This is a genomic window from Pseudomonas sp. TWR3-1-1, assembly GCF_049896545.1.
GTDB lineage: Bacteria > Pseudomonadota > Gammaproteobacteria > Pseudomonadales > Pseudomonadaceae > Aquipseudomonas > Aquipseudomonas weihenstephanensis.
Map to the genome: position 1 here is coordinate 245,408 of NZ_JAFCUO010000003.1, position 13,387 is coordinate 258,794.

14 protein-coding genes are annotated in these 13,387 nt (G+C 56.1%); 5 read left to right on the plus strand and 9 right to left on the minus strand.

The features are described from left to right. Positions 1–55 precede the first annotated feature (55 nt). The 3 genes from def to ACP7A4_RS09795 form a co-directional block, all read right to left on the minus strand. Positions 56–595, minus strand: a complete 540-nt coding sequence (gene def / locus ACP7A4_RS09785) for a peptide deformylase (protein ID WP_059764740.1) — start codon at positions 593–595, stop codon at positions 56–58. A gap of 2 nt (positions 596–597) precedes the next feature. Beyond that, complete coding sequence (locus tag ACP7A4_RS09790) at positions 598–1,551, minus strand: YihY/virulence factor BrkB family protein (RefSeq protein ID WP_059764738.1); 954 nt, start codon at positions 1,549–1,551, stop codon at positions 598–600. A gap of 196 nt (positions 1,552–1,747) precedes the next feature. Beyond that, positions 1,748–1,939 (minus strand): CsbD family protein, encoded by a 192-nt coding sequence (locus ACP7A4_RS09795; protein WP_059764736.1) that lies wholly within the window; start codon positions 1,937–1,939, stop codon positions 1,748–1,750. A gap of 200 nt (positions 1,940–2,139) precedes the next feature. Between ACP7A4_RS09795 and ACP7A4_RS09800 the strand changes: the two genes are divergently transcribed. Then, positions 2,140–2,520 carry a hypothetical protein gene (locus ACP7A4_RS09800; protein WP_048363449.1) on the plus strand — a complete coding sequence of 127 codons (381 nt, stop codon included), beginning with the start codon at positions 2,140–2,142 and terminating at the stop codon, positions 2,518–2,520. Positions 2,521–2,650: 130 nt separating this feature from the next. Here ACP7A4_RS09800 and fadD1 read toward each other — a convergent pair whose 3' ends face one another. Next, positions 2,651–4,342, minus strand: a complete 1,692-nt coding sequence (fadD1, locus tag ACP7A4_RS09805; protein ID WP_426246589.1) for a long-chain-fatty-acid--CoA ligase FadD1 — start codon at positions 4,340–4,342, stop codon at positions 2,651–2,653. Between the two features lie 350 nt (positions 4,343–4,692). Next, complete coding sequence (gene fadD2 / locus ACP7A4_RS09810; RefSeq protein ID WP_059764733.1) at positions 4,693–6,381, minus strand: long-chain-fatty-acid--CoA ligase FadD2; 1,689 nt, start codon at positions 6,379–6,381, stop codon at positions 4,693–4,695. Between the two features lie 300 nt (positions 6,382–6,681). On the opposite strand from fadD2, the gene ACP7A4_RS09815 reads away from it, so the two are divergent. Beyond that, positions 6,682–7,626: a lysophospholipase gene (locus ACP7A4_RS09815; protein WP_426246591.1), complete on the plus strand. Its 945-nt coding sequence runs from the start codon at positions 6,682–6,684 to the stop codon at positions 7,624–7,626. Positions 7,627–7,700: 74 nt separating this feature from the next. Beyond that, positions 7,701–8,171 carry a MaoC family dehydratase gene (locus ACP7A4_RS09820; protein WP_047277033.1) on the plus strand — a complete coding sequence of 157 codons (471 nt, stop codon included), beginning with the start codon at positions 7,701–7,703 and terminating at the stop codon, positions 8,169–8,171. 56 nt (positions 8,172–8,227) lie between these two features. On the opposite strand, the gene ACP7A4_RS09825 is transcribed toward ACP7A4_RS09820, so the two are convergent. Further along, entirely contained in the window at positions 8,228–8,695 is a 468-nt protein-coding gene (locus ACP7A4_RS09825; RefSeq protein ID WP_426246593.1) for a ferritin-like domain-containing protein, read from the minus strand. 209 nt (positions 8,696–8,904) lie between these two features. Between ACP7A4_RS09825 and ACP7A4_RS09830 the strand changes: the two genes are divergently transcribed. Beyond that, positions 8,905–9,141, plus strand: coding sequence for a DUF3820 family protein (locus tag ACP7A4_RS09830; protein WP_019693207.1), 237 nt, complete (start codon positions 8,905–8,907; stop codon positions 9,139–9,141). Positions 9,142–9,154: 13 nt separating this feature from the next. Continuing rightward, positions 9,155–10,342 carry an aminotransferase class V-fold PLP-dependent enzyme gene (locus ACP7A4_RS09835; RefSeq protein ID WP_426246595.1) on the plus strand — a complete coding sequence of 396 codons (1,188 nt, stop codon included), beginning with the start codon at positions 9,155–9,157 and terminating at the stop codon, positions 10,340–10,342. A gap of 132 nt (positions 10,343–10,474) precedes the next feature. Here ACP7A4_RS09835 and ACP7A4_RS09840 read toward each other — a convergent pair whose 3' ends face one another. From ACP7A4_RS09840 to zwf, 3 genes are read right to left on the minus strand one after another with little or no spacing between them, the layout of a single operon-like run. After that, on the minus strand, positions 10,475–11,140 hold the full coding sequence (locus ACP7A4_RS09840) for a bifunctional 4-hydroxy-2-oxoglutarate aldolase/2-dehydro-3-deoxy-phosphogluconate aldolase (protein WP_059764725.1): 666 nt from the start codon (positions 11,138–11,140) through the stop codon (positions 10,475–10,477). A 17-nt stretch (positions 11,141–11,157) separates the two neighbouring features. Beyond that, complete coding sequence (gene pgl, locus ACP7A4_RS09845) at positions 11,158–11,871, minus strand: 6-phosphogluconolactonase (protein ID WP_059764723.1); 714 nt, start codon at positions 11,869–11,871, stop codon at positions 11,158–11,160. Further along, entirely contained in the window at positions 11,858–13,327 is a 1,470-nt protein-coding gene (zwf, locus tag ACP7A4_RS09850) for a glucose-6-phosphate dehydrogenase (protein ID WP_059764721.1), read from the minus strand. The genes pgl and zwf overlap by 14 nt, the downstream gene beginning before the upstream one ends. Between the last annotated feature and the right edge of the window lie 60 nt (positions 13,328–13,387).

A 13,387-nucleotide genomic window follows, 5' to 3' on the forward strand; every position in this document is an offset into this window, starting at 1 on the left:
GGCTGCGAGTGCTGAACGGCTCGCAGCCTGCGCCAGCGACTACCAATTACGAGGTTTACTCCTGAGTGCCGGCTTCCAGTTCCGGGAACAGCACGTCGATGAAGCCAAACTTATTGAAGTCCTTGATGCGTGACGGGTACAGACGGCCAATCAGGTGATCGCACTCATGCTGCACCACCCGCGCATGAAAACCCTCGGCTTCACGCACAATCGGCTCGCCTTTAGGGCTGAACCCTTCGTAGCGAATGCGCTGATAACGCTGCACTGCGCCACGCAAACCCGGTACGGACAAGCAGCCTTCCCAGTCCTCTTCAAGTATTGGGCTCAATGGCGTGATCAATGGATTGATCAAGATGGTTTGCGGTACCGCTTCGGCATCGGGGTAGCGTTCGCTGTGCTCAAAGCCAAAAATCACCAATTGCAGATCAACCCCGATCTGCGGCGCCGCCAAACCCACGCCGCCCGCATGCTCCATGGTCTGCAACATGTCATCGATCAGCTGCCAGAGTTGCGGGCTGTCGAACATGTCATCCGGCACCGGCTTGGCAACGTGCAGCAGGCGCTCATCGCCCATTTTCAGAATTTCACGAATCATAGTCAGGCTTCATCAGAAGTGGGTTTGAGGGAGTGATCGCGGCCAAGGCCGCTGACATGCTGCTTGGGATCAGGGTCATCTGCTTCATCGAAGCTCTTTTCCCCGGGGTCCTTGCCTTCGGCCGACATGTGCTCAATCACTGCATTCATTTCAGCGCCTAACAACAACACGGCCGCCGAGATGTAGAAGTACAGCAACAGCACGATGATGGCCCCGATGCTGCCATACATGGCGTTGTAGTCGGCAAAGGTCTTGACGTAAAAGGCGAAGCCCAATGACGCCACAATCCATACCACCACCGCCAGTACCGAACCCGGCGTAATGAAACGAAACTTCTGCTCGACGTCGGGCATCACGTAATACATCACGGCCACGGCCACCATCAACAGCAGCACAATCACCGGCCAACGCAAAATCGTCCACAACGTCACGACAAACTCTTCCAGCCCCACCTGCCCGGCCAGCCAGCTCATGACTTGCGGGCCAAGCACCATCAACGCCGCTGCCGCCAGCAACATGCCGGCGATGCCGATGGTGTAGAAAATCGACAGCGGAAAACGCTTCCAGATGGGTCGCCCCTCGACCACGTCGTAGGCCGCATTCATGGCGCTCATCATCAGGCGCACGCCAGCGGAGGCCGTCCACAAGGCAATCACGATACCAACCGAAAGCAACCCGCCCTTGGACTGCTGCAACTGGTCGATGACAGGGTTGACCTGCTCCAGCGCCTGAGGCGGCAGCACCAGCTCAGATTGCAAGCGCAGCCAGGTGAAGAAGTCTGGCAGATGCAAAAAGCCGATCAGTGCAATCAAGAACAAAATGAACGGAAACAACGAAAACAACATTTGATACGCCAACGCAGACGCGTAGGTCGACATTTCGTCGTCAATGAATTCCTTGACCGTGCGGATCAGTACTTTGCCCAACGGCAGGCCATTCAAGACCGGAAATAACATAGCGTCTCCTTTCGCCGCTCTAATGAGGGTATTTAACAAGCCATTCAACGACTTCAACTCAGGGGTTTTACCTCAAAAGTAGTCGAGTTGGCGACTTTGGAAACATGTGCAATTCAAACATATGAAAACGGCCATCACAGGATGGCCGTCTATCACTTCCTCAGGCCCGCTTGGCGCCTTATGGACAGGTGCACTCTCAGGCTTTGTCGACGGTATTTTTTACCGCATCTTTGGCTTTGCCGACCGCCTGCTGGCCTTCGCCTTTGAGCTCCTGAGCCTTGCCTTCTGTGCGCAGCTTGTCGTTGTCAGTGGCTTTGCCTACCGTTTGTTTGACATTGCCTACTGCTTCGTTCGCCATGCCTTTGATCTTATCGCCAGTGCTGCTCATGGGATTTCTCCTAGTGAAATTTCGGATGTCATAACCTCGACACAAAGATTGACCTGAGCTGCTTGAACAGAGTTTCATTTATTTTCTGTCACTCATTTCATCGCTCAGCGCAGGTTGGGCTTTATGTTTGCCCGCTAACCCCCGAGAATGCGCGACGTATTCAGGCTATGGCGCTGAAGATCCAGAATTGTAGGAAGGTTATGAAACTCGATAAAAAGCAGGCCATTGCCCGCAGAAACCAGGAACTGGGCGGTGCCGTGATCGGCGTCAACAACGGTCATTTCGCAGCGCTGAATACCAACAAAAATATTTGGTGGTTCGACATTCCGCTGGCCCGCCTGGCGGTTGGTCAATATGAATGGGTGCATTTGCTGCTGCACACGCCGAGCACAGATGAACTGCTGCACTTGAAAGTGACCACCGCGTTCTTGCGTGAAAAGCGCGAAGGCATGGTGGTACGCGCGACCCACAAGCGCACGCCGACCATGAGCCTGGAGCTCAGTGCTGACAAGGACTCGTACCTGCAAGACGTACGTCCTGCGGGTACAGGCGTAAACTTCGCGCAGTTTTTGCAGAAGTAAGCACAGCCTCAAAAGGCCGTCGTACCATCAGGAGCCGTCACGGCCCTGATTAAACGCGGATCCGCGTTGACGATCACCGCTGCAAAAACAACAAAGCCCCGCTCTGCGGGGCTTTGTTGTAGACGGGCCGTTACTTCTTCAGGCCGAGCTTTTTCAGCTCTTGATCACGTAACTCGCGGCGCAAGATCTTGCCCACGTTGGTGGTCGGCAAGGCATCACGGAACTCAACGATTTTTGGCGCTTTGTACGCCGTCAGGTTGGCGCGCATGTGAGCCATGACCTGATCCTTGGTCAACGTCATGCCCGGCTTGACCACAATGAACACCTTGATCAGTTCACCGGTTTTTTCATCCGGAATGCCGATCGCCGCCGATTGCAATACGCCCGGCAACGAGGCCATCACGTCTTCCAGCTCGTTGGGGTACACATTGAAGCCCGAGACCAGAATCATGTCTTTTTTGCGGTCAACGATGCGCATGTAGCCATCGGGCTGAATGACGGCGATATCGCCTGACTTCAACCAGCCATCGCTGTCCATGATTTCGTCGGTGGCGTCAGGACGCTCCCAATAACCCTTCATCACTTGCGGGCCTTTGATGCACAGCTCGCCAATTTCGCCCAACGGTAACTCTTCACCGGCGTCGTTGATGACTTTGCACAAAGTCGACGGCACCGGAATCCCGATAGTGCCCGCCTGGATGTTCTGGATCGGGTTCACCGAGGCCACCGGGCTGGTTTCGGTCATGCCATAGCCTTCACAAATCGGGCAACCGGTCACCGCTTTCCAGCGCTCAGCCACCGACAATTGCAAAGCCATACCGCCTGACAACGTCACCTTGAGTGCCGAGAAGTCGAGCTTGCGAAACGCCTCGTTATTGCACAACGCCACAAACAACGTGTTAAGGCCGACAAAGCCGCTGAACTTCCATTTCGACAGTTCTTTGACCATCGCAGACAGGTCACGCGGGTTGCTGATCAGCACGTTATGGTTACCGATCAGCATCATGGCCATGCAGTGAAAGGTAAACGCGTAGATGTGGTACAGCGGCAATGGCGTAATCAGGATTTCACAGCCTTCATTGAGGTTGGAACCCATCAACGCTTTGCATTGCAACATGTTGGCGATCAGGTTGCGGTGGGTCAGCATCGCACCCTTGGCCACGCCTGTGGTGCCGCCGGTGTACTGCAACACGGCCACATCACTGCTCAGCGGATTGGCTTCCTTGACCGGCTGACCATGGCCTTTGCTCAGTACATCATTGAACTTGATGGCATTAGGCATGTGGTAGGCCGGCACCATCTTTTTCACGTACTTGATGACGCTATTGATCAGCACACGCTTGAACGGCGAGAGCATGTCAGCCACTTCGGTGACGAATACATGTTTGACCGACGTTTTCGGCACGACTTTTTCAGCCAGGTGCGCCATGTTCGCCAGACACACCAGCGCCTTGGCGCCAGAGTCTTTGAATTGGTGTTCCATTTCCCGCGCGGTGTACAGCGGGTTGGTATTGACCACGATCAAACCGGCGCGGATGGCTCCGAACACAGCGACGGGGTATTGCAGCAAATTGGGCAACATGACAGCGATGCGATCGCCGGGTTGCAGGTCGGTGTGCTGTTGCAGGTAGGCCGCAAAGTCACCCGAGAGTGCGTAAAGCTCACCGTAGGTGATGGTTTTGCCCAGGTTGCTGAACGCCGGTTTGTCGGCGAAGCGCTGGCAAGATTGTTGCAATACCGTCTGGATATTTGGGTATTCGTCTGGATTGATTTCAGCAGCAATCCCAGCTGGGTACTTATCCTTCCAAAAGCCTTCAAACATGGAAGCCCACTCCTCAGCGACGCGAATTCTTCACCGCATTTGATGCGGTTATTATTTGTTTGATTTTTATAATTGATAACTCTGGCTTTTTACTTACCGAGAAGTCACAAAGCGCGCCGAGAGTAGCAGCTTTGCCAAAGGTCGCCTAGAGCCAAAAACGGCCTACAAAGTAACCAACCTGACTGTAGGACAATCCTAAGTCATCATTAGAATAAAAACTCAACATCGTATCTAAGCCCTCTATTACGGGCTTTTCAGGGCGATTCGCGCGGATATTCCAGTTTTATAAACACCCATAAAAACGCCCGCGAGCTCAAGGCAAGCGGGCGCTTGTCGCCTGGTTGAACGAATCAGGCGTTATCACGCAACTCGCGGCGCAGGATCTTGCCCACAGGGGTCATGGGCAGTGAATCGCGCAGCACAATTTGCTTGGGTACTTTGTAGCCGGTGAAGTTGTCTTTGCAGTAGGCCTTGAGTTCTTCGACCGTTACGCCACCGGCGCGCGCCACAACGAATAGTTTGACCGCCTCACCGGTGCGGTCATCCGGCACGCCAATCACCGCGCAGTTCGCCACCTTGGGGTGGGCCATGACGATGTCTTCGATCTCATTGGGGTACACGTTGAAGCCCGACACGATGATCAGGTCTTTTTTACGGTCGACAATGCGCACAAAGCCATCAGGATCAATCACCGCCACGTCACCGGTCTTGAACCAGCCTTCGGCGTCCAGCACTTCAGCCGTGGCCTGCGGATTTTGCCAGTAACCCTTCATCACTTGGGGGCCTTTAACGCACAACTCGCCCCGCTCACCCAGGCCCAAATCGACACCCTCATCGCTGATGACCTTCATCGCCGTGCCCGGCACAGGCATGCCAACCGTGCCCAGGCGCGCCAAAGAGCCACACGGGTTGGCACTGGCCACCGGCGAAGTTTCGGTCAGGCCGTAACCCTCGACGATGCGACAGCCGGTGAGTTTTTCCCAGCGTTCGGCCGTGGCTTTGACCAATGCCGTGCCGCCCGAATTGGTGACTTTAAGCCCGGAGAAATCCAGTGTCTTGAAGTCCGGGTGATCCATCAGCGCTACGAACAACGTGTTAAGCCCCAGAAACGCGGTAAAACGCCAGTTCTTCAGCTCTTTGATAAAGCCTTTGATGTCACGCGGGTTGGTGATCAATACGTTGTGGTTGCCCGTCACCATCATGCCCATGCAATTGGCTGTGAACGCATAGATATGGTAGAGCGGCAACGGCGCAATCATGATCTCGCGACCATCGCGCAGGATCGGCTGGCCCTGTGCGTCATGCTGCGACAGGCAGGCGCGCACTTGCTGCATGTTGGCGACCAGGTTGGCGTGGGTCAGCATCGCGCCTTTGGGCAGCCCTGTGGTGCCCCCGGTGTATTGCAGCACGGCAATATCATCGAGTGTCGATGTCACCGGCTGGATGGATTGCCCCGCGCCCAGATGCAGGACGCTCTTGAATGAAATGGCCCGGGGGACACTGTAAGGCGGCACCAGCTTTTTGACTTTATCGACCACCAGGTTGGTAACCCACCCTTTGACGGCCGGCATCATGTCGCCCATTTTGGCTTCAATCAGAAAGTCGATGTCGGTGTCTTCCAGCACTTCCTGCACGCGCTTGCCGAACATATTCAGATACACCAGCGCACGAATGCCCGCGCTTTTGAACTGATGGCGCATTTCGCGCGAGGTGTACAACGGGTTGGTGTTGACCACCACCAGCCCCGCGCGCAGCGCACCAAACACCGCTATCGGGTACTGCAACACATTGGGCATTTGCACCGCGATGCGATCGCCTGGTTTAAGGTCGGTGTGCTGTTGCAAGTAGCCGGCAAAAGCCGCGCTGTGACGCTCAAGTTCAGCGTACGTCAGGGTCACGCCAAGATTGCTGAAGGCCGGCCGGTCTGCAAACTTCTTGCAGGAGCGTTCAAACACATCGACGACTGACTTGAAGGCCGTCATATCAATGTCCAGCGGTACACCGGCCGGACGTTTGTCATTCCAGAAATCAGGTTGCATTATTTTTATCCTCTTACCTGAGCATGCCTGGCCGCCTCTTTCATGCAATCAAAAGCGGAACCTGCGGACGTTAACAGTTCTCAAGTTGTAGGCAAACACAGCGATCTTCGCCATTTACATCTTGAATCGTTTTGTTGCGAGCGGGTGCGCGCGCTGGTGAGCCTGTGAATGCGCTATACACTGCTAGGGTCTGCACGCAATGTTTTCGAGCAACGGTCAAGCGAGCCTGCGTTCTAGCCCGCATAACCGAGCGTAGATACATTTCGTACAGATCCCGGGACTCAGGACGAAGGAATCATCATGGCTTCTGACAGTTTTTGGCTGGATGCAAATGATCGCAGCAGTCTGTATGTCAGACGGTGGCTGCCTGCTGGCACGCCCAAAGCCATCGTGTTACTGGCACATGGCATGGCTGAGCACAGCGCCCGCTATGAACGACTGGGTAACGCCCTGTGCGCGGCCGGCTTTGCGCTGTATGCCCACGATCAGCGCGGGCATGGCAAAACGGCGGAACGCGGCACCTTGGGCTACTTTGCCGATGAGGATGGCTGGTGCGCCGTGGTCAGTGATGTCGCCAGCCTGCAACAGCACATCAATCAGACGCACCCTGGCATTGCAGTTTTTTTGCTGGGGCACAGCATGGGCAGTTACATCGCCCAATCGTATTTACTGCACCACAGCGCCAGCGTGCACGGCGCGATACTCAGCGCTTCAAACTATCAACCTGTCCTGTTGTATCGGGCCGCGCGCCTGATTGCCCGCGTTGAACGTTGGCGCCAAGGCCCCAAAGGCCGCAGCGCCCTGATCGAGTGGCTGTCGTTCGGCTCTTTTAACAAAGCGTTCAAACCCACCCGCACGCCCTATGACTGGCTGAGCCGCGATCCGGGCGAAGTCGATGCCTACGCGGCTGACCCACTTTGCGGGTTTCGCTGCACCAATCAGTTCTGGATTGATCTGCTGGGCGGCTTGCAGCAAATCAGCAAGGCCTCCAACCTGTCACAGATCGATCCGAACCTGCCAATACTGGTCATGGGCGGCGAATGTGATCCGGTCAGTGAGGGCAAGCGTCTCACTGATCTGACCCATGCGCTGCGCAAGGCGGGCAACCGCCATGTGCAATTGAAGGTTTACCCGCAGGCACGGCACGAACTCTTTAATGAGACCAATCGCGACGCTGTCACCAGCGATGTGATCGCCTGGTTGAACCAGGCCCTGATGCACCCGCGGCCCACGCGCAGCGAATGAGTCGTCACAAAAACTATTAAAGCCTTTAAAATCAAACATTTGAAATTAAACACTCGTCACAGGACATGCGCTACATGACCCAGGTTACCAACACCCCGTACGAAGCCCTCGAAGTCGGCCAGACGGCCAGCTACAGCAAAACCGTCGAAGAGCGCGACATTCAGTTGTTTGCGGCCATGTCCGGCGACCACAACCCGGTACACCTGGACCCTGAATTTGCCGCCGCTACCATGTTCAAAGAGCGCATTGCGCACGGCATGTTCAGTGGTGCTTTGATCAGCGCTGCCGTGGCCTGTGAATTACCGGGACCGGGCACCATCTATATCGGCCAGCAAATGAGCTTTCAAAAGCCGGTAAAGATTGGCGACACCTTGACCGTGCGCCTGGAAATTCTCGAAAAGCTGCCCAAGTTTCGCGTACGCATTGCGACCCGCGTGTTTAACCAGCGCGATGAGTTGGTGGTGGATGGCGAAGCCGAGATCCTGGCACCGCGCAAACAACAAACGGTCACGCTGCCAACCCTGCCGGCCATCAGCATTGGCTGATTCGAGGCATAAAAAAACGCCGGCTAGCCGGCGTTTTTCATGCTTTCAGTTAGCACTCAAGAACGAGCACGGGCCTGATTGCGCAGCGCTTTAACCTGATCGTGATTACGTTGTACGCCGTGGTATTGGCGCTCTACCAGGTCACGGATCCCCACCAGGTTGTGTTTTTCAATTTTTGCCAGCGCCTCTTTGTAAGCTTTCAGCGCATGGTCTTCACCGCGCTCAGCTTCATTGAGCACCGCCTCTTCGTCTTTGCCCGTGAAGATAGATTTCACATCCACCCAACGGCGGTGCAAGTCACCGGCCACGCTGGTGCTGGTTTCAGGATCCCCACCCAACGCACGCACCTGGGCTTGCAGTTCAGCGGCAGCAGTGGCGCAATCAGCCGAACGTTTCACAAACAGTGCTTTGAGTTCCGGGTGCTTGATGTCTTCAGCGCAAGATTTGAAACCTTCCTGGCCATCCTTGCTGGTTTCGATCAGATCGTTCAGGACGCTAATGGCTTCTTTATTGTGGTCAGTCATTGTTCAATTCCTTACAAGGTTGAGGATCGTGCAATAGAGATTGCATGCCCCGTGCCAGCTTGGAATTTAAAATAAATACCTTATAAAACAATAAGTTAAAAATAATACATAAAACTGTATCCGGTTTTTTTGCATGAACTGTCAATTGGCCTGCATGCAGAATGCCTGTATTTTCCATTCACACGTTTCACGTACTCGAAGGCTGGCGCATGAACCCCGAAAAACTCGAACTGCTGGTAACCCGCGAAATGCCGTTTGGCAAATACAAAGGCCGGATCATTGCTGACCTCCCCGGCCAGTACCTGAACTGGTTTGCGCGTGAAGGCTTTCCACACGGCGAGTTGGGCGGCCTGCTGGCCTTGATGCAAGAAATTGATCACAACGGTCTGTCAGACCTGCTGGACCCGTTGCGCGCTAAACACGGAAAACCCAAACCTCGCCATTGATAGAGCGCCTCCCATGCCAAGGATTGAAGACAACGCCCGCGACGAACACTTCTGGCACGCCATTACACAGCGCTACGACCTGGCACCCGGCCCCATCAACCTGGAAAACGGTTATTTCGGGCGCATGACCCGTGGGGTCGCACAGGATTACCAACGCAATATCGAGTTTATTAACCGCAGCAACTCAGTGCATGTGCGCCAGTGCTTCGATCACACGCAAAACCTGGACATTCGTAATCAACTTGCGGACATGCTCAAGGTCAATCACGCCAGCATTGCACTGACCAACTGCGCGTCAGATGCCCTGCAATCGCTTATCCGCAACTACCAAGGCTTGCAGCCCGGCGATCAGTTGTTGATCTGTGATCTGGAGTACCACAGCGTTGAGTACGCCATGCGCTGGGTGGCACAACAGCGCGGGCTTGAAGTGATTGAAATCACCCACCGTCATCCCGCCACCTATGAAAGCCTGCTGGAGAGCTATCGCCAGGCGTTCGCCCAGCACCCGCGCATCAAACTGATGGCATTGACCCATGTCACCCATCGCACCGGACTGGTGTTGCCAGTGCAAGCCATTGTCGAACTGGCCAATGCGCACGGGGTTGACGTGATACTCGATGGCGCCCATGCACTGGGGCAAATCGATTTTGACCTGCCTGCGATGGGTGTAGCGTTTGCAGGTTACAACCTGCACAAATGGATCGGCGCACCGCTGACGCTGGGTTTTATGTACATCGACCCGCAGCGCTTGGCCGACATTGCGCCGGACATGGGCAACCAGCGTTATCCCGAACCCGACATCCGTAACCGCTCGCCCTACGGCACCGCCAACATTGCAGCCTGGCTGACCTTGCCCAAAGTGTTGCAAGAGCACACCGATCTGGGCGGGGCGAAAGCCAAGGGGGCACGGCTCAAGTATGTGCGCGACCTGTGGGTGGGTGAAGCACGCAAACTGCCTGGCATTGAAGTGCTGACGCCAGACGACCCGCGACTGAACTGCGCCATCACTTCGCTGCGCTTTACCCATATGGACGACCAACAGCCGATGGTCGAGCGCCTGCTCAAGGACTACAACCTGTTCACGGTGGCGCGTGAGGGGTCTGCCTGTGGCAGTTGCATCCGTATTACCGTGGGTTTTGCCACCACGCTGGATGACATCAACCAGTTGATCCGCGCGTTGCGCGAGCTGGCGCAAGGCTAGAATCCCCCTCACCCACCGGGCCAGGGTTGGGTGAGGGCTTTGGTAACGCACGTAAAATGCAGGCAAAAAAAAGGTGCGCCGACCAAGCGCACCAAAAACCGTAGATCACACAACAAACCTGTTACAAAACACTCAATCGAGCAGCGCCAATGCCTCGGCCGTGCATTCCTGAATGCGCGCCCAGTCACCGTTTTTGATCCATTCGCTGTCTAGCATCCAGCTACCGCCCACACACATTACGTTTTTCAACGCCATGTAGCTGCGGATGTTGGCCGGACTGACGCCGCCTGTCGGGCAGAATTTCACCTCGCCAAACGGACCGCCCAGCGCCTTGATGGCCGCCACTCCGCCGCTGACTTCAGCCGGAAACAATTTAAAACGGCGATAGCCCAAGCCATAACCTTCCATGATCCCCGACGCGTTGCTGATGCCCGGCAACAGCGGAATGTCGCTGGCAACGCTGGCCTCTAGCAAGTCGCGGGTAATACCCGGCGTGACGATAAACTGCGAGCCCGCTTCTTCTGCCGCCGCCAGCATGTGGCGATCCAGAATAGTGCCTGCACCCGTCGTAAGCTCCGGGCGCTGATCACGCAGCACGCGAATCGCTTCCAGACCAAACTCCGAGCGCAAGGTGACTTCAAGGGCATTGAGGCCACCGGCAGCCAACGCATCCGCCAGCGGCAGGATGTCCTGCTTACGGGCGATGGTGATCACCGGCAAAATACGAGCCTTGGCACACAGCGCGTCGATCAGGGCGACTTTCTCGGCCATCGACACGTTCGGGGTGGTTATTTTCATGGCAGCTGATCCTTGGCTCATGGGCACCAGTAAATCTCTAACGTAGGTTGCAAAAAGGCACGAATCGGCAAAGCAGCAACATCATCGCCCGCCAACGCATCGGTAAGAGTGTTCAATTTGGCCTGCCCCTGTACCGACAGCACCGTGTGCTTTGCAGTGCTCAACAGGTGGCGGCTCATGCTCAGACGCTGATGCGGTACCGTCGGCGCCAGCATCGGCCAGCAACGACGCGGGTTATCAAGGTCCAGGGCTTGCTTGAGGTTCGGGCTGGCAGGAAACAGCGAGGCGGTATGCCCGTCATCGCCCATGCCCAGAATCAGCACGTCGATTGGTGGCAATTCGGCCAACTGGCGGTCAGCCTGTTCGGCTGCCGCGTCCAGTGTGGGGGCAACGTTGTACAAACCCACAAAACGCGCTTTGGCTGCCGGGCCTTTAAGCAAATGCTGCTTGAGCAGTCCGGCATTGCTGTCGGCATGCTCCACTGGCACCCAGCGCTCATCTGCCAGGCTGACCACCACCTTGGACCAATCGACAGGCTGCTCGATCAGGCGCTGGAAAAACGCCACCGGACTGCGACCGCCCGACACCACCAAGGTGGCAACACCCTGTGCAGTGATCGCGTCATTCAGTTGCCCGGCGACCGTTTTAGCCAACGCCTCAGCCAGCACCGCTGGTGTGTTGAACGTGTGCGCCGTTACACCCGCAGGCAGTTTCAAATCAGATATCGCCATACCAGGACCTCCCGTCTCGCGTAATCAATGCAATGGAACTCATCGGCCCCCAGGACCCCGCCGCGTAGGGCTTGGGCGCATCGCCCGACTTCTTCCAGCCCGCGATCAACTGGTCGCACCAGGTCCATGCCGCTTCAATTTCATCTTTGCGTACAAACAGGTTCTGATTACCGCGCATCACTTCGAGCAACAGACGCTCGTAGGCATCCGGCACCCGCGAGCTGCGATAAGTGTCAGAAAAATTCAACTGCAACGGGCCGCTGCGTAGCTGCATGCCCTTGTCCAAACCTTGGTCTTTGGTCATCACCCGCAAGGAAATGCCTTCGTCCGGTTGCAGACGAATGATCAGCTTGTTGCCGATTTGCAGACGCTGCTCGGGGGCAAAGATGTAGTGCGAAGGCTCTTTGAAGTGAATGACGATCTGCGACAGCTTCTGCGGCATGCGTTTGCCGGTGCGCAGGTAAAACGGCACGCCCGCCCAACGCCAGTTGCGAATGTCGGCACGCAGGGCGACGAAGGTTTCGGTGTCGCTCTGGGTGTTGGAGTTTTCTTCCTCCAGATAACCCGGCACCGACTGCCCTTCGCTGTAGCCCGCAATGTACTGGCCGCGCACCACTTGTGTGGTCAAGCCTTCGGCCGTAATGGGCGCCAGCGCCTTGAGCACCTTGACCTTCTCGTCGCGGATGCTGTCGGCCGAGAGGTCCGCAGGCGGGTCCATCGCAATCAGGCACAAGAGCTGCAACAGGTGGTTTTGAATCATGTCGCGCAGTTGGCCAGCCTTGTCGAAATAACCCCAGCGCCCTTCAATGCCGACTTTCTCGGCCACGGTGATTTCTACGTGGGAGATATAGCGCTGGTTCCACTGGGTTTCAAACAGGCTGTTGGCAAAACGCAGCGCAATCAGGTTTTGTACGGTGTCTTTGCCCAGGTAGTGGTCGATGCGGTAAATGCGCGTCTCAGGGAAGAACTGCGCCACGGCGTCGTTCACCTTGCGCGAGGACTCGAGGTCCGAACCGATGGGCTTTTCGAGCACCACACGGGCGTTGTCCGTCAGGCCGACCTTCGACAGGTTTTCGCAAATGGCCCCGTACACCGCCGCAGGCGTGGCGAAATAGGCGATCAGGCGTTGTGCCGTCCCGGCCTGTTCGGCCAACGCGACGTAGTCTTGTGCCTTGAGAAAGTCCACATGCAGGTAGCTCAGGCGGGCCACAAAGCGGCTGAGTGCTGCGTCTTCGATTTCCTTGTCGCCGACGTACTGACGCAGTTGGCTGTCGATATGGGCCAGGTGCGTGAGCGCATCGCCCGGCTCGCGAGCCAGTGCCAGAATGCGCGTGTCGTCATGCAGCAGACCGGCGCGATCCAGTTGATATAAAGCAGGGAACAATTTGCGCAGTGCCAGATCGCCCAAGGCGCCAAACAAGGCAAAGGTGCACGGTTCAACCGTAATCGAAGACATGATGTTGGTTCTTTTATCAAGTTAAGCTACAAATACCTTTTTTCAAGGCATCACTCAAGG